We start from the raw sequence: 18,545 nt of genomic DNA, 5'->3' as shown, positions 1-18,545 counted from the left end.
AAACGTTGGGCCTGCTCAAGCACAAGGCGCGACAAGCTTGCCCTTCACTTCCTCTCCCTCATTCAATTCGCCTCCATCATCGACTGGCTCAGATACGGTTGTTGAGGGTTTTCAAACACCGCCTAGTGGAGGGCACGCAGCTTCAAGTTGCGAATACAGCGGACTGGTCTCTGAAATGGCTAGATCGCGTTTGAGGAGTTGGAAAAACTCGATGAGTCGATCCGCTTTGGCTTTGAGGATCGGGTCGGTTTTGAGTTTTTCGAGGAAAGGCTGATCGCCGCGCCCTTCGTCAGCGACGTGCGCGGTCAGGTGAGGATTTGCAGTGCATTGTCTTGATGCTCAGGCTTGAGCGCGGTTACAGTATAGTTTTTGGCAAATACCGGATTATCGACGCGAGCGAGCTTCAGGGAGATCCCGAAGTCGATTTGGAATCGCTGGGCGACCACCATGAACTTAGTGTCTTGATCGATCGTCTCGACGGCAAAGGCTGAAGTTGCGAGCATCAGTAGGGAGGAGACGACGAGAGCTGTTTTGAAGCGGAGCATGAGCAGCAGAACGTAACGCTCCCCAGAAGGCGTGCCCTGCGCTCGTGCGCAAACTATGTACACCCCGACGGCGAAAACGCGCTGCGGCACCAAGAGGCCCAAATGGCCGATTGCCTGTGAGCGCTGAGCACACAGACTGAAATCACATGCAAGACTACGACATCATCATTCTCACTGATCAACGCTACGAGACACCTGACGAAACGAACTGGTATCAGGCGCAGTTGCTCGGCGAGGAGCGGCTCTTGATGGCAGGCCTGGAGGCGCGTGGGCTGCGCACGGCGCGAGTGGCGTGGTCAAATCCTGATTTTGACTGGAGTCGTGCTCGTGCGGCGGTGTTTCGCTCGACGTGGGATTACTTTGAGCGATTCGCGGAGTTTTCGGCCTGGATGGAGCGTTTTGCAGACTCGATACCGCTTTTCAATGCACCAGAGCTGGTGCGCTGGAATGTGGACAAGCACTATCTGCGGGACCTCGCAGAGCGTGGGGTGAACGTGCCGGTAACGCGGTTCATCGAGCGCGGAGAAACGACGTCACTCCGTGAGGTGTTCACTGACTGCGGATGGAACGAGGCGATTGTGAAGCCGGCGGTTTCGGGCGCAGCGCGGCATACCTATCGGCTGAATGTGTCGAACCTGGAGGCGCATGAATCGGTGCTCCAGGAACTGCTGCTTGTGGAGTCGATGATGGTCCAGCCGTTCCTCGCCAGCGTGCTGACGCAGGGGGAGCTTTCGCTGATGGTGATCGGTGGTCGCTGCACTCATGCGGTGCGGAAGATTGCAAAGCCGGGCGACTTCCGCGTGCAGGATGATCACGGCGGCACGGTGCATCCTCACACTCCGACGGCGGACGAGATCGCCTTTGCGGAGGCGGCAGTCGCAACCTGCCCGCATTCACCTCTCTATGCCCGCGTGGACGCCGTGCGGGATGAGTCGGGCGGGCTTTCCCTGATGGAACTGGAACTCGTGGAGCCCGAGCTGTTCTTCCGTTTCCATCCGCCTGCTGCGGATGCGCTAGCGACGGCCATCGCGGAAAGACTGTGAGCTTTGTGAAGTTTCAAGTCACTCTACTTCGATGTCCGGTTGCCCTTTCATCGTGTCGTAGTTGTAGAGGGCGGCAAAGAGGCAGTCGGGATCGTTGGCGAAGTGCTCCGTGAACCAGCCAAAACACAGGGTGGTCAAATCTCGCTCATCGTCCCCGTGCTGCTGGCAAACTTGTCAGACTCAATGCCCATTCGCTGCAGCATCGTGACGAAGAGATTTGCGAGCGGCTTGTTGTTCTTTTTGTCAAAGGCGAGGTGCTGGCCGTGCTTGAAGCCGCCACCGGCGAAGATGATGGGCAGGTTCGTCGTGTCGTGGGAGTTCGCGTTCGAGAGGTTCGAGCCGTAGAGTAGCATCGTGTTGTCGAGCAGGGTGCCATTGGCTTCCTTCACGCTGGTGAGTCCATCGAGCAGGCGCGCGAGGCTGCGGAACTGCGCTTCCTCGATCTTCTTCAGCTCGGCGATTTTCGACTCGTCGTTGCCGTGATGCGTGAGCGCGTGCGTCTGGTTTTTCACGCCGGGGATGTTTGGCGTGATGAGCAGCGGGCCGAGGTAAATGGTGATGATGCGCGTGCTGTCCGTCTCCAGCGCGAGGCGCATGGTGTCATACATGAGGTTCGTTTGCGTCTCGACTTCGGTGTCACTCGGGATGTCCTTTGGCATCGGCACTCTCACGATTGGCTTCGGTTTGCGCTCCCACGATTCGGCGTATTGCAAGCGCTGCTCCAACTCGCGCACCGAGGTGAAATATTGGTCGAGCCGCTCCTTGTCGCGCGCGGGCAATCCCTTTTCCAAACTCCGCGCCTCATCTCGCACGAAGTCGAGGATACTGCCGCCGCTGCGCAAGTCATCAATGCTTCGTTCGATCTCCTGCGGCGTGCCCTGCACGAAGAGCCGACGATACAGCGCCGAGGGATTGCGCTCCGCCGGAAGCTGCACCCCATCGCGCGTGGTGGACGGCGTGCCCATGTGATCGCGCCCCACGCTGAGCACGAGCGAGCCGAAGCGCGTCTGCGCGCCGATCTGCTCGGCGGCGAACTGGTCGAGCGAGATGCTATTCTTGAAACTGCTCGCGCCCGGATGAGGCGCGCAGCTCAGGAAACTGCGCTCGGACGAATGGTTCCCATCCACGCCCGGATGCGACACGCCGCTGAATACGGTGAAGCGATCTCGATGAGCTTTAATCAAATCGAGATACGGCGTGCTGCCGTAATCGCGACCTGGCTTCTCCGGGAAAAAGTAGCGCGGCATCACTCCCATGTTCGTCATGATCGCGAGCATGCGTCGGGGCGGCACCGGCGCAGCAGCGCGGGCGAGCGATTCGAGAAAAGGCAGCGCTAGCGTGGCTCCGGTGGCGCGGAGGAAGTGGCGACGGGTGGTGAAGGTTTTCATGACTCTATTTGTTTTGGAACAAGCGGCTCTCAGCCAATGCGTGAATCAACGACCGCACGCCGAACTTCCTGGTCTCCGACTCCGAGAGAATGCGCTCGATCTCGTTGCGGTCGGAGTAGCTCGGCTCCGCACCTGTCGCATACGTCAGAATTTGCGTGACGAAGGCGCGGGCGATGAGTTCGGGCTTGGCGAGCGCGAGTTCTTGAAATGAAGCGAGGTCCGCGAAGGGCTCGCCTTGCGCGGTTTCGCCGCTCGCATCGACGGCGGGGCCGGCCTTGTAGCGGACGCCGGTGCTGTCGGGGAACTTGAGCGCGACGGGCGTGCCTTTTTCCAACGAACGATACTGTGCGCGCCAGCCGCCGATGACGTCGTAGCTCTCCAAAGCGAGGCCTGGCGGGTCCATCTTGCGATGGCACCCAGCGCAGCTTGTATCAGCGCGATGCTTGTCGAGTTGCTCGCGAATGGTGGTCGCGCCGCGCGTGTCGGGATCGATCGCGGACACGCCGGGCGGCGGCGGTGGCACGGGCTGGCCGAGGATGCGTTCGGTGACGAAGACGCCGCGCACGACGGGCGATGACACGGTCCCATTGGCGGTGACTTTTAAAACCGCGCCCTGTGTGAGGAACCCGCCGCGATGGCTGCCGGGCCGGAGTGGCACGCGGCGGATGTCGGGACCGGTGACGCCTGAAATGCCGTAGTGCTCGGCGAGGCGCTGATTGAGCATGGCAAAATCAGACGCGAGGATATTCGACGCGGGCAGGTCTTTGGCGATGAGTTCGCGGAAAAAGGCGCGCGACTCGGCGAGCATGGACTCCTTCAAATAGAGATGAAACTCGGGGTAGAGTGCACGGTCGGGATCAGTGGCGTCGATGTCGCGGAGCTTGAGCCACTGGTCGAGGAAGTCGGTGATGAAGCGCTCGCTGCGTGGGTCGGTGAGCAGGCGTTCGACTTGCGTGCGGAGTATCGCGGGCTCGTGGAGCTTGCTGTGCAGCAGCGCGCCGTCGGGCGGTGAGTTCCAGAGCCAGAAGGCGAGGCGTGTGGCAAGCGCGAGGTCGTCGAGCCGGCCGGGCGTTTCTTTACGGAAGAGGAACTGCGTCGAAGTCAGTGCAGCCTTGTAGGCGTGGCGCATTGCTAGTTCGAAGCAGTCCTCTTTTTCCAGCCGCTGCTGCACGAGGCCGACATACTTCATCACTTCGGCGTCACTCACATCGCGGCGGAAAGCGCGCGGGAGAAAGTTCGCGAGCAAACGCTTCGCATCATCGAGCGGCGCGGCGCTGGCGACGGTGACGAGCGGCTGCGGCTTTGAGTCGCCCGGTGGGATTTCCCACGGCTTCGGCCAACCGTAGCCGAGCTTTTGCGCGGCCTGTGCGTGCGTTGGCGGAGTGAACCCGCTCGCGGCTTCGAAGAGCTTCAGCGGCAAATCGCCGAACACACGGCGATGACTCTCCGGCGGCCATTGCTCGTTGATCGGGCCTTCCACTTCGAGCCAGTCGCACACAATCGCCGGACCGACATGCAGCCCACCGCCGCCCTTGTGTTGATGAATCTGCAAGCCCGTCCAAAAGAACGACGCAGGATCAAAGATAACCTCATCACCCATCTCCAGCCACGGCGTGAGTTCGTGGACCTTCGGCGTGAGCGATGGTGCCTCGAAGTAGCCGAGCGTGCGCGGATGCACATAGAGCCGCACCGTCTGCGGCACCGGCGCGGGCTCCAGCTTGCCCGCGTTCCAATGCGCGCTCCACGTCGAGAGCCGCAGCCGATACTTGCCCGCGAACATCGGCGCGAAGGTCATGCTCTTGAGCCAGCCTTCGAGGTTCGGCGTGAGCAGCGCGACGGATTGCTTCAGTTTGAAAAAGTCCGGCGTCTTGATGTCGTCACCCGGCTCGTGCTTCACCGTCGCCACCGGCCACAGCGGATCGGGCTGCCCATCCTTCAGCAGCACCGCGCTGCCGAGCTTGAGGTTCGCGTGCCACTTGAACGAATCCGTCGGATACAGCCGTCGCTTCACCACCGGCGGCGGCGTGTCGCGCGTGGCAATCGCCGCATCGAGCGCGCGGTCCGCCGCCTCCAGATACTTCGCGAGCTGCACATGCGAGAGGTCGAGCGCCTCACCGACTTTGTCGAAGCCGTGCCGTGAGCCATCCGCGGGCAGCATCTCTTTGATTTCCAAATGCGGCAGCGCCAACAAATCCCGCACCGCATTCTCATACTCCACGCGCGTAAGCCGACGAAGCACTGCGCGCCCGCCATCCTTCGCCATCCGCGCCTCATCCGCCGCGATGAGCTTCGCATCCAAATCCGCGAGCAACGCCTTCGTCTCCGCTTCCGGCGGACGCACCTTCTTCTTCGGCGGCATCTCGCCATTCGCGATGGCGTCGTGGACTTTCACCCACGTCTCGAAGTTCGCGCGGTCGTCGAGCTTCAGCGCGAGCGAAGTCAAATCGAGCCCGCCTTTTTTCTCATCCGCATCGTGGCAGTCGTAGCAGTGCTGCTCGAAGAAAGCCGCCTTATCCGCAGCGTGCAACGCTGCCAGCGGCGCGAGCAGTAGGGCGAGGAGTGCGAATGAATTCTTCATGTGCTGACGGCGGAAACCATCGCGATCGCGACGGACTTGAGGAGCAGGGGAGCACTTGTCATGGCGCGTCGAAGATTAACGGGTGGCCGTGCCCATAAGTTTCTCCACTGCAGGCTTCAGCTTGCCTGCAAGGGCCTCGTAGCCCGCAGGGCCGAGATGCAGATACTGGTCGGAATAGAGCGCCGACTTCAGTGTGCCGTCGGCGTTGGTGAAATCACTCCACAGATCGAGGACGTGGACATTCGCATCGGCATCGAGCTTCAGCGTGTCGAGCATGGCATTGATCTCGCGCACCTTCGCGCCGACTTCCTTGCTGGGATTAAAGGCGGGCAGAATCTTCACCAGGATGATCTGCGACTGCGGGCAGCGGAGGCGGAGGTTTTCGACGCAGAGCCTGATGCCGTGCGCAGCGGCGGTGACGGAGACGCCGTTACCGAAGACGAGCGGGGCGTTGTTCACGCCGATCATAAGCACGATCACTTTCGGCGAGGCACCATCGAGTGCGCCATGGTCGAGTCGCCAGAGGATGTGCTCCATGCGATCTCCGCCGATGCCGAGGTTTACGGTCTTCATCGTACCGAAGTGCTTTTGCCATGCCGCATTGAACGGCTCACCATCCCATCCGCCGCCCCAGTGCTGCGTGATGCTGTCGCCGAGCAGCGCGATGTCGATGTTGCCGCCTGCGGCTTTCACGTTTGCGATGTTGGTCGCATGGTGCTCGATCCACGGATTGCCCGCGCTGCCTTCCTTCGACTTCCAACGGCCCGCCGTCGGCGTGACGAACCACATCTCGGGAAGATGCTTTTTCACTTCGTGGCCGGGTTTCCGCTCGTATTCGCCTTTCGTGGCCCATGCTATTTCCGCATCCGTCAAAGGCCAGCCGGTGAGCTGCGGGTCGAGTTTGCCTTCGTTATACGGCACGTAAGGATAGACGAGCGACTTGCCATCGGCGGTCTTCGGCGTGGGCTTGAGCAGAGTTTCGAGAGGAGAAGCGTTTGCAGTCGTTGGCGCTCCAGATGATGACGACGCTGCGGGAGTGGCAGCACCGGTCTTCTTCGCGGGAATGATCACATCTCCGCCGAGGCCTTTGCCACCGAGAAACTTGTCCAGCAGTGGCTTCAGGCGCTCCGCATACACACCGTAGCCTTCGAGCGAGAGGTGGATGTTGTCCGGCCCGAATAGGGGCTTCTTGATGGTGCCGTCGGCATTCGCGAAATCGTTCCAGAGATCGAGCACATGCACCTTCGGATCGCTGCCAAGATTCAGGGCATCGAGCGCGGCGTTGGTCTTCTTGATGTTCTCATAGAAGGCATTGCCCGGCGCATGACAGGGCAGGATTCTAGCCGCGATGACCTCGGCCTGCGGAAACTTCTCGCGCACATTCGCCACGACCATCTGCGCACCTTTCGCCGCAGCCTCCACGCCGGTCTCGGGCGCGAAGAAAATGTTGTTATTGCCGATCATCACGATCACGACTTTCGGCTGCAAACCTTCGACGCCGGCGTGATCGAGCCGCCACAAGACGTTCTGCGCCTTGTCGCCGCCGATGCCGATGTTGATCGTCTTGTAGCCGCTGAAGTGCTTCTTCCACGCATCATTCAGCACGCCCTTGTCCAGCGGACTGCCCCACTGCTGCGTGATGCTGTCCCCGACGAGCAGCACATCGATCGGGCCGGCGTTCGCTTTCACATACTCGACGAGCCGCTCATGCGTATCGAGCCACGACGTGCCACCCCAGTTCCCCGCACTCGGCACCACCGGCCACATCTGCGGCAGATGTTTGCTCGCCTCGCGACCTGGGCGTCGCTCGAACTCTGGCTTCAGGACATAGGCGCGTTCCTCCTCGGTCAGTGGCCAGCCAGTCTTCTGCGGCTCGGCGGTGATGTGGGGATAGTCGATGGCTTGCGCGTGGAGTGCGATGGCTAGGATAGCGAGGGTGAGTGACGTTTTCATGGTTCAGCGTTGGACGATGCGGATGGGGAGTTCGGGCGAGGTCTTGAGCGTGAGCTTCACGTCATCGACAAAGAGGCCTTGGAGTTTCGCGGGGCGGAGATTGGGCCGTGCGGCGATTTGGACGACGGCAAAATCCGCCACGGCGGGCACGAGACATTTGGCGGTGAGTGTGCCTTTTGCATCCTTGCCGAGCGTGGTGACTTGGACGCTGCCGCTAGAAAGGGCTTCGGTGATGCTCTGCGGCCAGGATTTGTGCTGCATCGCGGGATCACCCTGGAAAACATAAAGCTGGCAGAAAAAGGTGACGGAGGGCTTCGTGTTCTGCGGGCGGGCATCAAGGAAGTTCGCGCTGAGTTCGAGCACAGCATCGCCCTCCTGGCTGAATGTGTAGCGCAGCGGGCGGAGATCGACGAGCTGGAAGACATCGCAAGAGATGGCGCGGGCGCTGGGGTCGCGCGAATCGCCGCCGGGGGAGATGAAGCTCAATCTTCCGTCGTCTGTGATCGCGGCCTCATCACCGCTCCAGGGTCCGGTTTGATGGGGAAAGCCGCGCTCCAATCGCTTTTCGTCAAAGCTGCCATTTTGCAGCGAAAAGAGCCGTTCCGTGCTCATTCGAGGCGCGGAGATGGCCCATAAAATCGACGCACTGAAGAGCCCGATGACCAATCCCGCCGCCGCCGCAGTGAGCGGACGCCAAGTGAGCCACTTGAACGACGATTGCTGGCGAGCCGGTGACGCAGGTCTCGCCAGGGTAGCGGTGACCAGCCGTCCATCGCCCAATGCGGAGTCCAGGCTGGCATAGCGAGCAAAGAGGCGGCGAAAGGTGGGATCGTTGCGCAGGTGGTCTTGCAATGCCTGCATCTCCTCCGGTGTGGCTGTGCCGTCGATATGGCGGCGGATCAGTTCGAGTCGTTCGTGATCTGAGTTCATGCGATTCCTTCCCTTTTGAGCACCCGTTGCGTGCAATCCATCAAGGCCAGCCGGATGCGGTGCAGGGCCTTGTAAAATGACATCGGGGAACGCCCCAGCGATGCCGCCAGCTCATCCATGCGGACCCCCGGCGCATACCCGGCCTCCAGCAGCTTGCGCTGAGCACTGTCGAGCTTGCCGAGGCATTCATCCAGCGCCTCTCGCTCGGCTTCATACGCATCCGCGCTGTCAGCGACCTCGGCGGCCAGCAGTTCCATCACATCCTCATCAAACACCAGCCGGTCCCGCATCCGGTCCCGGACGAATGCGAGCGCCTTGAACTTCGCCACCCCGAACGCCCAGCGCCTGAAATCTTCGATGGCTGATAGTTCCGCAAACTTCCGCCACAGCACCACAGCGACCTCCTGCATGACCTCCCGTGCATCCTCGCGGGTCGGCATCAGCGTTCGCACAAAGCCATTCAGCGCCTCCTCATGCTCCACATAGAGCCGGAGGAACTGGTCGTGCTTTTCATTTTCCGCAGGTGTCATCAGAAGACACATTCCGCAAGGGGGGCACCAATTGCCGAAAAAAGTTTCGGCAATAAGCAAGCCCCCGTCTGTCACGATTCTTTGCAACGAGAGGGATGCCGCTCCCGTTCGTTGAACCTCCCATGCCCACCGATAAAATTCCCAGCGCCAAGCCCCAGAGTCCGCAGCAATTCGTCGCCGGAGTTCGTGAGCGTGTCGCGAAGATCGTCGTCGGTCAGGATGTCGTCGTGGAGCGCGTGATGATCGCGCTGCTCACGGGCGGGCATTTGCTGCTGCAAGGATTGCCGGGCCTCGCGAAGACGTTGCTCGTCAACACCATCGCCAAGGCCATCAATCTCGACTTCAAACGCATCCAGTTCACCATCGACATGCTACCGTCCGACATCATCGGATCGGAGATCATCGAACAAAAGAGCGGTGAGTTTCGCATCCATCGCGGACCGGTGTTCACGAACCTGCTGCTCGCCGATGAAATCAACCGCGCGGCCCCGAAGGTGCAGGGCGCGATGCTCGAAGCCATGCAGGAACGCAAGGTCACAATTGGCGGACAGAACCTCAAGCTGCCCACGCCCTTCCTCGTCATCGCCACGCAGAATCCGGTGGAGCAATCCGGCACCTTCGATCTCCCCGAGGCGCAGCTCGACCGCTTCATGCTGCTGCATCGCCTCGGTTATCCGACACGCGATGAAGAACAACTGATCCTGCAACGCCAGCTCGGCATGGGTTTGCGAAAAGAGGACGGCGGCGCCGTGCCGCGCTCCGCCTTCGACATGATCGAAGACACGCCAGGTGCCTCCGTCGCCGATCTCGTCACCTCCATGGAAGCCGTGCAGGCGGTGCATGTCAGCGAAGTCTTCGTGAAGCACTGCGTCGAACTCGTGCGCCGCACGCGCGATAATCCGCTGCTCGACTTCGGTTGCAGCCCGCGTGCCGGGCTCGCGCTCATCAACTCCGCCCGCGCCCGCGCCATCATGCATGATCGCGATTACGTCACGCCCGAGGATCTCTTCGATCTCGCCGAGGACGTCATCCTGCACCGCATCCGCGTCAGCTACGAAGCCTCCGCCGCAGGCCACACGGGCAAGCAAGTGCTCGAAGGAATTCTCGCTGGCATGGGCTGATTTTGGTGTCACCTCGAACGAAGGACATCTGGGCAAAATCGAGGCGGAGGAGCTCAGCGTGGCGTTTCAATTCGGTTTGGGATGAGGATGCTTTGAATGACGGACGAGAATGACCCCTCGGAGAGATTGGAGTTGTTGATCAAAGCGGGGACAAGTGCGAAGCTGAACCGCACATGGTATTTGGTGTCATCCGAGGGGCTGCTGGAGGCGTCGTCGTATTTGAAGGGCTTCAGCAGCAAATTCGCCGGGACGCTTGAGAGCCTGACGAAGTTGCTCGGCTTTTAGCAGAAGCTGCGGAGCACAAGTTATTTCATCCCGTCATCTGGCAGGATTCTAAGCCTGCCTTGCGACGTGCAGTTCATGCATTGATCTGCCAGGAATCGCGCTTGCAGAAGGGACTTGCACTCCTACCATCGCGACCCTTTTTCTCACAGACATGGAACAACCTCTTCCCGGACAACGCTGGGTCAGTAACAATGAGCCCGAACTGGGGCTTGGTGTAGTCATGAAGGCCCAGTTTGGGCGCGTGGAACTCTTCTTCCCAGCCGCTGGGGAAATGCGCCAATACTCGCTCACGGGGGCACCGCTGCGCCGGGTGCGCTTCCAGCCGGGGGACACGGTCAAAACTCATGAAGGCAAGCAGATCGAGGTCGAGAGCACGGAGGAGCGCAAGGGGATGCTCTTTTATCTCGGCAAGGACGTGGAGATCAGCGAGGCGGAACTGGCGGACACGATCAGTTTCAGCAAGCCGCAGGACCGCCTGATGGCGAGCCAGATCGATGACCTGGTGACCTTTGACCTGCGTGTGGAGGCGCTGCAGCGCCGCGCGCAGATCCGCCAGTCCACCGTGCGTGGGCTCTGCGGCGGGCGTGTGGACCTGCTGCCGCATCAGATGTTCATCGCGAATGAGGTGGGCAATCGTCTGGTGCCGCGTGTGCTGCTGGCAGACGAGGTGGGCCTGGGCAAGACCATTGAGGCAGCCCTGATCCTGCATCGGCTGCATCTTACGGGCCGCGCGGAGCGGGTGCTGATCCTGGTGCCGGATGCGCTGGTGCATCAGTGGTTTGTGGAGCTGTATCGCCGCTTCCATCTCTGCTTCTCGATCTACGATGAGAACCGCTGCGACGAGGTGGAGACGGAGGAGGAAAGCGCGAACCCTTTCCTGGAAAGCCAGCTCGTCATTTGCAGCACCACTTTCCTGGCGAAGTCGCCGAACCGCGCCGCGCAGGCACTGGAAGCCGGCTGGGATCTGCTGATCGTGGATGAGGCGCATCATCTGGAATGGAGCACGCAGGGCGCGAGCGCGAGCTACGCGATGGTGGAGACGCTGACGGCGAAGATCCCCGGTCTGCTGCTACTGACCGCCACGCCGCAGCAGCTCGGGCCCGAGGGCCACTTTGCCCGTCTGCGTCTGCTGGATGCGAACCGCTACGCCGATCTGGAGCAGTTCCTGGAAGAGTCGAAGCACTACGAAGAGGTGGCCAGTGCGGTGGACCGTCTGCTGGAAGGCAAGAATCTCAGCGCGGCGGACCAAAAGCTCTTTGCCAAAAAGTCCCCGCATGTGCAGTCGCTGGCGAAGGAGACGAAGGACGGCACCGAAGGCGCACGCGAAAAGCTCGTGGCGGCGCTGCTGGATGAGTTCGGCACGGGCCGTGTGATGTTCCGCAACACGCGTGCGGCCCTGAGCGGCTTCCCGGAGCGCAAGGCGAAGCTTGCACCCATCGACGGCGGTGATGATCCGCTGGAGGCGAAGGTGAAGTGGCTCGCGGCTTTGCTAAAAAAGCTCGGCGAACAAAAGGTGCTGCTCATCTGCCGGACCCGAAAGCTGGCCGAAGAGATCAACGAACGTCTGCTGCGTGAGGTGAACGTGACCGCTGCGCTCTTCCACGAAGGTCTGACGCTGATGCAACGCGACCGTCAGGCGGCTTTCTTTGCCGAAGAGGAATCCGGCGCACGCATCCTGCTCTGCTCCGAGATCGGCAGCGAGGGACGCAACTTCCAGTTCGCGCATCATCTGGTGCTCTTTGACCTGCCTGCGGACCCTGAGGTCGTGGAGCAGCGCATCGGGCGACTGGACCGCATCGGCCAGACGAGCACGATCCACATCCACGTGCCCTACATCAAAGCGAGCGCCGAGGAAGTGCTGGCCCGCTGGTATGACGAGGGGCTGGATGCCTTTGAAAAGAATCTGCATGGAGCCACCGAGATCGCCCAGGGATTGCAGGACTCGCTGAATCCGCTGCTTGAGGACTTCGATGCCAAGGCGCTCACGGCTTTCCTGAAGGAAACCAAGACGCTGCGCAGTCAGGTCACGAAGAAGCTGGAGCGCGGCCATGACCGGCTGTTGGAGCTGAACTCCTGCAAACCCGAGCAGGCAGACACGGTGATCGACACCATCCGCAAGCTGGATGCCGACGATGAGTTTGAGGAGTTCTTCATCCGCCTTGTGGATCACTTCGGGCTCGAAGTGGAGGAGATGGAGAATCGCAGCTACGTCTTCAAGCGCGGCGACCTCATCACGGATGCTTTCCCTGCACTGCCGGAAGAAGGATTGACCGTCACCTTTGATCGCCAGCGTGCGATCACGCGGGAAAACATCGCGTTGCTGACCCCAGATCACCCCATCGTGCGTGGTGCGCTGGACCTGCTGCTCGGCGGGGAGCATGGCAATTCCAGCTTCGCCGCATGGCGTGCATCAGGTGTCGAGGGACTCATGCTGGAGACGCACTTCGTCGTCGAATGCGTGGCACCCTCCGCCCTGAATGCGGACCGCTTCCTCGCACATGTCCCTGTGCGTGTGGTCGTGGATCATGCGGGCAAAGATCGCCGCACTGACACGGCGTATCTGCATGCCAAGCTCGACAAGAGCAACCCCACGCGCCTGCTGGAGAAGCCGCCCGTGCGTAAGAAGCTCTTCCCCGACATGCTCAGCGCCTCGCGCAAGATCGCCGATGCGGAGATGAAGAAGCTCGTCGCCGAAGCCATCGCCACCATGAAGGAGAAGATCCAGGCGGAGATCGACCGACTCGAAGCGCTGCGCGTGCACAACGACCACGTCCGGCCTGAGGAGATCGAAGCTCTCAAAGACCAGATCACTGCGCTGGAGGAAGCACTCGGCGGAGCCCGCCTTCGTCTCGATGCGCTGATGCTGGTGGTGCAGTCGAAGTGATCTGCATGGCCGTCGAACCTCATTTGGAATGAGGTTCGACGTGTTTCTCGACATTCGAAGGAAGATGGAATGGCGTTGCCGTGTGGCATGATGAGTGCGGATCATGAGGCGTCATTTCCCCCCGATGATCTTCCCCCCTTCACTTCGGATCGTGCTCGCCCTCGGTGCGTCGCTTTTCACGATCTCCGCCTCCGCTGCCTCGCCGGAGAATGATATCCTGCAAGTGACCGCGCCGGAGATACCGCCGCCGGACATTCCAGAAGAGCACCTGCCGGGATTCCGCCTCGCGCGGGTGACCTTCGAGCGCGAGTTCGACTCGCCCGTCATGCTCGCCACCATCCCGGAAGGCCAAGGCGAGCAGGTGGTGGCGATGCAGCGTGGGGAGTTTTGTGCGGTTCGCGTGGAGGATGCCACTTGGCGGCCCTTCCTCGACTTCCGTGAGCGCATGAAGGACATCCTGCTTTTCGAGGAGGGCGTGCATGGCATCGCCTTTCATCCACAGTTCGCCACGAACCGTCTTTTCTACCTGAGCTACACGCAGAACGACCCACGGCGCACGGTCATCAGCGAGATGAAAGCCACGGCAGGAGATGCGCCCATCGCCATGCCGGAGACGGAGCGCATCGTGCTGGAGATCCAGCAGCCGCTGGCGGATCACTGGGGCGGTCATTTGCTCTTCGGGCCGGATGGCATGCTCCACATCGCGCTCGGTGATGGTGGCATGAGAGATGACCCCTACGCGCTGGCTCAGAATCCCTGGGTGCTGCATGGCAAGGTGCTACGCATCGACGTTAATGGCCGCAGTGGCGCGCTGCCTTATGCCATCCCGGCGGACAATCCCTTCGCCAAGGATCAGATGGTGCGGAAGGAGATCTACGCTCTTGGTTTGCGGAATCCCTGGGGTCTCAGTTTTGATGCCAAAACAGGCCGCCTCTGGTGCGCCGATGTCGGCCAGGATCTGTGGGAGGAGATCAATCTCATCAAACCTGGTGCCAACTACGGTTGGAGCCACCGCGAAGGGCCCACGGGCACCGCCTTTCATCCGAAGCCGCTGCTGGCAGGCACCGACTCTACCGATCCCGTCCACGCCTACACGCGCCTCAGAGGCGAGGGCATCTGCATCGTCGGCGGGCATCTGTATCGTGGCAGCAAGCTCGCGGGGCTCGATGGTGCCTACCTCTTCGCCGACTGGGGTTACGGCCATGTCTGGGCTCTGGAGATGGATGCCGAAGCGCACCCCATGCGCCGCCTCGTGCTCCAGCGCGGGCCGCATCCGCACAAGTTCAATCCCACGCTCGTCACCGCCGATCCCGAGGGCGAGCCCATCCTGCTCTCCCAGGACGGCGGACTTTACCGCCTGGAGATGGAGCCGGTGGATTGAAAAAAGCCCCGTTTCCTTTTCCCGACGGCTGTGTATGGCAGGAGGATCATCCCCCTGCCATGACCCTGATCTCTGGAACCGCCGTCGCTGAAAAAGTCCTCGAAGAATGCCGCCGTGACATCGCCGAGCTGGCGAAGCTCGGCAAGAAGCCGGGCCTCGCCGTGGTGCTCGTCGGCGATGATCCCGCCTCCCGCGCCTACGTCCGGTCGAAGGACAAGAAGTGCCGCGATCTCGGCCTGCATTCCGTGAAGCACGAGTTGCCCGCCAGCACCACGCAGGCGGAGCTGCTCGCCGTCGTCGAGTCCTTGAACAACGACCCCGCCATCCACGGCATCCTCGTGCAAAGCCCGCCGCCGAAGCACATCGACGAAGCCGCCATCGTCCGCGCCATCGATCCCGCGAAGGACGTGGATGGCTTCCATCCGATCAACGTCGCCAAACTCGCGCTGGAGGACCCCAGCGGCTTCGTCCCCTGCACTCCACTTGGCTGCCAGCGCCTGCTCATTGATGCAGGCATCGAGACCAGCGGGGCCAATGTCGTCGTCGTGGGGCGCAGCATGATCGTTGGCAAGCCGATGGCGCTTTTGCTCATGGCCAAAGGCGTGGGCGGTGATGCCACCGTCACCGTCGCCCATTCCCGAACCAAAGATCTGCCCGCCATCTGCCGTCAGGCCGACATCATCGTCGCCGCCATCGGCAGGCCCGAGTTCATCCGTGCCGAGCATGTCAAAGAAGGCGCCGTGGTGATCGATGTCGGCATCAATCGTATCGAAGCTCCGGGCACCGAGAAAGGCTACAAGCTCGTCGGTGATGTCGCTTTCGAAGAGGTCGCTCCGAAGTGCAAAGCCATCACACCCGTGCCCGGTGGCGTCGGTCCCATGACCATCGCCATGCTCATGGCGAATACGATCAAGGCGTGCAAACAGGCGTAAGCCCCACGTCATGTTTCAGGAAGCGGCCTCACGACTTTGCACGGCCTGCGGCATGTGCTGCAATGGCGTGTTGTTTGAGATCGTGAGGCTCCAGCCGCAGGACTCTGTGAAGGAGCTTGCGAAGCTCGGGATGCAGATCAACCGACGCAAGACGCAGCCTTACTTCAAGCAGCCCTGCCGTTTCATCAATGACTGCACCTGCATGATCTACGAGCAACGCCCCACGCGCTGCCGGCGCTTCGAGTGCCTGCAATTGAAGCTGCTCGCGGCGGAGGAAATCACCGAAGAGGAGGCGGCTGCAAAGATTGCTGAGGCCAAAACGCTGGTGCAGCGGATCCACGAACTACTCGCTGAAGCCGGAGATCACGCGGTTGATGAAGCGCTGGAAGAGCGCGTGAGACGCGTGCTCGGGGATCAGACAGACACGCCGTTGTATCACGAGATGCAGACCTTGAAGCGACTGCTGAACCGGGACTTCCGCGCGCTGACCGACTGAAAGCCATCGGCTGTGTGGGGCGTAGCGTCTGTATGTTCCGACCACTCGCCCTCCTCCTTGCCGTCACCGCCCTTCATGGGGCCGATCCCGTCCCACTCTTCATCGAAGGCTACGCTGGGCAGCGCAGCGTCGCGCAGGGCGAGGAAATCCCCATTCACGTCAGCACCACGGCGGCGAAGTTTGAGATCGAGGTCACGCGACTCGGCACGAAACGCGAGGTCATGTGGAAAAAGGCCGACGTGCCCGGCGCGGCGCATCCCGTGCCGGAGGATGCCTCCGCGAATGGTTGTCGCTGGCCGGAGAGCGTGCGCGTGCCCGTCGCTGCGGATTGGAAGAGCGGCTACTACGAGGTAGCGCTGCGTGCCGCCGATGCTGGCGGGAAGTGGACGCATCGCGGCGCACGCACCGCCATCAGCAGCGCGTGGTTCATCGTGCGCCAGGCCAAGCCCGGCAGCACCTCGAAGATCCTTTTGCAGCTCTGCTCGAACACCTACAACGCCTACAACAACTGGGGCGGCTTCTCCGTGTATGCCTACAACAGCCTCTCGAAGAACCAGGGCAGCCGCGTGAGCTTTGAGCGGCCCGGCCCGTCGCAATTCGCCCGCTGGGAGCTGCCCTTCGTCGTGTGGGCGGAGCAAAACGGCTACACACTCGAATTCGCCGCCAATGACGACCTCGAATTCCGCCCCGAGATGCTCGCGAACTACAAACTCGTCCTCAGCGTCGGCCACGACGAGTATTGGAGCACACCGATGCGCGACAACTTGGAGGCGTGGATCGCCAAAGGCGGCAACGTGGCCTTCTTCAGCGGCAACACCTGCTGCTGGCAGGTGCGCAGCGAGGCGGAGGGCCGCGCCTTCACCTGCTTCAAGCAGAACTACCACCTCGATCCCGTCTTCCAGACCCGCGACTTCAAGACGCTCAGCACCGCGTGGAGCCATCACCTGCTCCAGCGCCCTGAGAACCAGCTCACCGGCGTCGGCTTCCTCTGGGGCGGCTACATGCGCAGCCACGGCCAGTTCATGGACGGCGACGCCTCCTACATCGTCCACCGCCCCGACCACTGGATCTACGAAGGCACCGGCCTGAAGCGCGGCGACCGCTTTGGCGCGAAGGACACCATCGTCGGCTACGAGTGCGACGGCTGCGAGCTCGAATGGCGCGACGGCCTGCCCTTCGCCACGCACCAAGATGGCACGCCGAAGACCTTCGAAGTCCTCGGCACCTGCCCCGTCCGCTGGCACCCCGACGACGTCGAGTGGTATGAGAAATGGGAAATCGGCCGCACCGGCGCCGCCTGCCTCGGCCTCTACACGAACACCGGCACCGTCTTCACCGCCGCCACCACCGATTGGTCCCACGGCCTCCAAGGCAACGACGCGCATGTGGTGCGCATCACGAAGAATGTGTTGGAGCGGCTGGGGAGGTGATTCCGGTTTTACATGTCAGCATCATTACTTATTCCAAAACACAAATCCGACAGTGAGACGGTTCAACTCGTCATCAAAGCCGGATATCCTGAAGTCGAACCAGTTCTGTATGAATTGCTAGAGTGGCTTCAAGACATGAACTGGCCCATCGCTTGGGAGCTCTACCCTTTTCTATCAACGATAGGCATCCCCTTGGCTCCGTCGATTCGAAGAGTTTTTCAAACCGACGACTACACTTGGCAACGCAATGTGAGTCGACTCTTCTCTGACTCGAAAGAACTATATGAGCTGTTTCGCGAACAGATCATACGAATAGCAAAGTCTCCAACCAGCGAAGAAAAACTGGACGATGTCGATGAAGTTTGCCTTGAAGCCATTCATGCCCACGAACCAACACTTTGCTTCAATTAGGAAGGCCGTTGCCTGCTACAGCGTTAGTCCCCGCATGAAACCCACGCTGCTCCTTCTCGCGCTCACGTCCTCGCTTTTCGCCGCGGAGCGGCCGGAGGTCACGGTGCCGCGGCAGACGAGCGGGGATGCGACGGTGCAGCCGAAGTGGGAGGAGACGTTGACGATCACCGTCGGCACGAAGGACGCGGACATCGTCGGCAGCGACCAGCGGGCCATCCAGGCAGCGGTGGATCATGTGGCGAGGCTCGGCGGCGGCACGGTGCGCATCTTGGCGGGCACGTATCGACTGCGAAACGCCGTTTGTCTGCAAAGCGGTGTCCATCTCATCGGCGAGGGCGACAAAACCGTGCTCATCAAAGAGTCCTCCACCACCACGCCGCTGAAGCTCGACAGCGACTGGTATGACCAGGAGATCACGCTGACCGACGCCACCGGCTTCTGCGTCGGCGATGGCATCTGCCTGCGGGCCAAGGACGCCAAAACCGGTCGCCAGACCGTGATCAAGCGCACGCTGACCGCCCGCAGCGGCAACCGCTTCAAGCTCGACAAGCCCCTGCGCGAAAACCTGTGGCAGATGAACGACGCCACCTGCTCCACGCTCTTCCCGCTGCTCAGCGGCGAGTTCGTGGACGACCTGC

Annotated in this window: 16 protein-coding genes; 10 read left to right on the top strand and 6 right to left on the bottom strand. The window is 61.4% G+C overall.

Annotated features, from left to right (window positions below; translation table 11 throughout):
• Positions 1–305 precede the first annotated feature (305 nt).
• Entirely contained in the window at positions 306–545 is a 240-nt protein-coding gene (locus tag AC6FTP_RS19560) for a hypothetical protein (RefSeq protein WP_497208597.1), read from the bottom strand.
• A 146-nt stretch (positions 546–691) separates the two neighbouring features.
• Between AC6FTP_RS19560 and AC6FTP_RS19555 the strand changes: the two genes are divergently transcribed.
• Complete coding sequence (locus tag AC6FTP_RS19555; RefSeq protein WP_497208596.1) at positions 692–1,588, top strand: ATP-grasp domain-containing protein; 897 nt, start codon at positions 692–694, stop codon at positions 1,586–1,588.
• Between the two features lie 134 nt (positions 1,589–1,722).
• Here AC6FTP_RS19555 and AC6FTP_RS19550 read toward each other — a convergent pair whose 3' ends face one another.
• The 5 genes from AC6FTP_RS19550 to AC6FTP_RS19530 all read right to left on the bottom strand — a co-directional run bounded on the left by AC6FTP_RS19550 (position 1,723) and on the right by AC6FTP_RS19530 (position 8,967).
• Positions 1,723–2,976: a DUF1552 domain-containing protein gene (locus AC6FTP_RS19550; protein WP_497208595.1), complete on the bottom strand. Its 1,254-nt coding sequence runs from the start codon at positions 2,974–2,976 to the stop codon at positions 1,723–1,725.
• 4 nt (positions 2,977–2,980) lie between these two features.
• Positions 2,981–5,554: a DUF1592 domain-containing protein gene (locus AC6FTP_RS19545; protein ID WP_497208594.1), complete on the bottom strand. Its 2,574-nt coding sequence runs from the start codon at positions 5,552–5,554 to the stop codon at positions 2,981–2,983.
• Between the two features lie 75 nt (positions 5,555–5,629).
• Entirely contained in the window at positions 5,630–7,507 is a 1,878-nt protein-coding gene (locus AC6FTP_RS19540; protein ID WP_497208593.1) for a GDSL-type esterase/lipase family protein, read from the bottom strand.
• A 3-nt stretch (positions 7,508–7,510) separates the two neighbouring features.
• Positions 7,511–8,437: an anti-sigma factor family protein gene (locus AC6FTP_RS19535; RefSeq protein WP_497208592.1), complete on the bottom strand. Its 927-nt coding sequence runs from the start codon at positions 8,435–8,437 to the stop codon at positions 7,511–7,513.
• Positions 8,434–8,967 carry a sigma-70 family RNA polymerase sigma factor gene (locus AC6FTP_RS19530; protein ID WP_497208591.1) on the bottom strand — a complete coding sequence of 178 codons (534 nt, stop codon included), beginning with the start codon at positions 8,965–8,967 and terminating at the stop codon, positions 8,434–8,436. The genes AC6FTP_RS19535 and AC6FTP_RS19530 overlap by 4 nt, the downstream gene beginning before the upstream one ends.
• A gap of 122 nt (positions 8,968–9,089) precedes the next feature.
• Here AC6FTP_RS19530 and AC6FTP_RS19525 point away from each other — a divergent pair, with 122 nt between their 5' ends.
• The 9 genes from AC6FTP_RS19525 to AC6FTP_RS19485 form a co-directional block, all read left to right on the top strand.
• A complete protein-coding gene (locus AC6FTP_RS19525; protein ID WP_497208590.1) occupies positions 9,090–10,088 on the top strand; it encodes an AAA family ATPase in 999 nt (332 codons plus the stop codon).
• Between the two features lie 96 nt (positions 10,089–10,184).
• Positions 10,185–10,373 (top strand): hypothetical protein, encoded by a 189-nt coding sequence (locus tag AC6FTP_RS19520; protein ID WP_497208589.1) that lies wholly within the window; start codon positions 10,185–10,187, stop codon positions 10,371–10,373.
• Positions 10,374–10,524: 151 nt separating this feature from the next.
• Positions 10,525–13,257 (top strand): RNA polymerase-associated protein RapA, encoded by a 2,733-nt coding sequence (gene rapA / locus AC6FTP_RS19515; protein ID WP_497208588.1) that lies wholly within the window; start codon positions 10,525–10,527, stop codon positions 13,255–13,257.
• A gap of 124 nt (positions 13,258–13,381) precedes the next feature.
• The gene (locus AC6FTP_RS19510) at positions 13,382–14,638 is read left to right on the top strand and encodes a PQQ-dependent sugar dehydrogenase (RefSeq protein ID WP_497208587.1); all 1,257 of its coding nucleotides are present in this window, start codon (positions 13,382–13,384) and stop codon (positions 14,636–14,638) included.
• A 59-nt stretch (positions 14,639–14,697) separates the two neighbouring features.
• Positions 14,698–15,570 (top strand): bifunctional methylenetetrahydrofolate dehydrogenase/methenyltetrahydrofolate cyclohydrolase FolD, encoded by an 873-nt coding sequence (folD, locus tag AC6FTP_RS19505; RefSeq protein WP_497208586.1) that lies wholly within the window; start codon positions 14,698–14,700, stop codon positions 15,568–15,570.
• Between the two features lie 10 nt (positions 15,571–15,580).
• Entirely contained in the window at positions 15,581–16,066 is a 486-nt protein-coding gene (locus tag AC6FTP_RS19500; protein ID WP_497208585.1) for a YkgJ family cysteine cluster protein, read from the top strand.
• A 32-nt stretch (positions 16,067–16,098) separates the two neighbouring features.
• Positions 16,099–17,496 carry a N,N-dimethylformamidase beta subunit family domain-containing protein gene (locus AC6FTP_RS19495; RefSeq protein WP_497208584.1) on the top strand — a complete coding sequence of 466 codons (1,398 nt, stop codon included), beginning with the start codon at positions 16,099–16,101 and terminating at the stop codon, positions 17,494–17,496.
• Positions 17,497–17,508: 12 nt separating this feature from the next.
• Entirely contained in the window at positions 17,509–17,907 is a 399-nt protein-coding gene (locus AC6FTP_RS19490; RefSeq protein ID WP_497208583.1) for a DUF5071 domain-containing protein, read from the top strand.
• A gap of 34 nt (positions 17,908–17,941) precedes the next feature.
• The coding region (locus AC6FTP_RS19485) for a glycosyl hydrolase family 28-related protein (protein WP_497208582.1) at positions 17,942–18,545 on the top strand (604 nt) is incomplete at its 3' end.

Origin of the sequence: Prosthecobacter sp., assembly GCF_044378005.1 — a bacterium.
GTDB lineage: Bacteria > Verrucomicrobiota > Verrucomicrobiia > Verrucomicrobiales > Verrucomicrobiaceae > Prosthecobacter.
This window is presented reverse-complemented; position numbering and strand designations above follow the sequence as displayed.

Bases quoted from the DNA above. Each gene is read 5' to 3' on its own strand.
- AC6FTP_RS19540 (WP_497208593.1), bottom strand. From the start codon at position 7,507: ATGAAAACGTCACTCACCCTCGCTATCCTAGCCATCGCACTCCACGCG.
- AC6FTP_RS19530 (WP_497208591.1), bottom strand. From the start codon at position 8,967: ATGACACCTGCGGAAAATGAAAAGCACGACCAGTTCCTCCGGCTCTAT.
- AC6FTP_RS19520 (WP_497208589.1), top strand. From the start codon at position 10,185: ATGACGGACGAGAATGACCCCTCGGAGAGATTGGAGTTGTTGATCAAA.
- folD (WP_497208586.1), top strand. From the start codon at position 14,698: ATGACCCTGATCTCTGGAACCGCCGTCGCTGAAAAAGTCCTCGAAGAA.
- AC6FTP_RS19560 (WP_497208597.1), bottom strand. From the start codon at position 545: ATGCTCCGCTTCAAAACAGCTCTCGTCGTCTCCTCCCTACTGATGCTC.
- AC6FTP_RS19525 (WP_497208590.1), top strand. From the start codon at position 9,090: ATGCCCACCGATAAAATTCCCAGCGCCAAGCCCCAGAGTCCGCAGCAA.
- AC6FTP_RS19495 (WP_497208584.1), top strand. From the start codon at position 16,099: ATGTTCCGACCACTCGCCCTCCTCCTTGCCGTCACCGCCCTTCATGGG.
- AC6FTP_RS19555 (WP_497208596.1), top strand. From the start codon at position 692: ATGCAAGACTACGACATCATCATTCTCACTGATCAACGCTACGAGACA.
- rapA (WP_497208588.1), top strand. From the start codon at position 10,525: ATGGAACAACCTCTTCCCGGACAACGCTGGGTCAGTAACAATGAGCCC.
- AC6FTP_RS19490 (WP_497208583.1), top strand. From the start codon at position 17,509: ATGTCAGCATCATTACTTATTCCAAAACACAAATCCGACAGTGAGACG.
- AC6FTP_RS19550 (WP_497208595.1), bottom strand. From the start codon at position 2,976: ATGAAAACCTTCACCACCCGTCGCCACTTCCTCCGCGCCACCGGAGCC.
- AC6FTP_RS19510 (WP_497208587.1), top strand. From the start codon at position 13,382: ATGATCTTCCCCCCTTCACTTCGGATCGTGCTCGCCCTCGGTGCGTCG.
- AC6FTP_RS19545 (WP_497208594.1), bottom strand. From the start codon at position 5,554: ATGAAGAATTCATTCGCACTCCTCGCCCTACTGCTCGCGCCGCTGGCA.
- AC6FTP_RS19500 (WP_497208585.1), top strand. From the start codon at position 15,581: ATGTTTCAGGAAGCGGCCTCACGACTTTGCACGGCCTGCGGCATGTGC.
- AC6FTP_RS19535 (WP_497208592.1), bottom strand. From the start codon at position 8,437: ATGAACTCAGATCACGAACGACTCGAACTGATCCGCCGCCATATCGAC.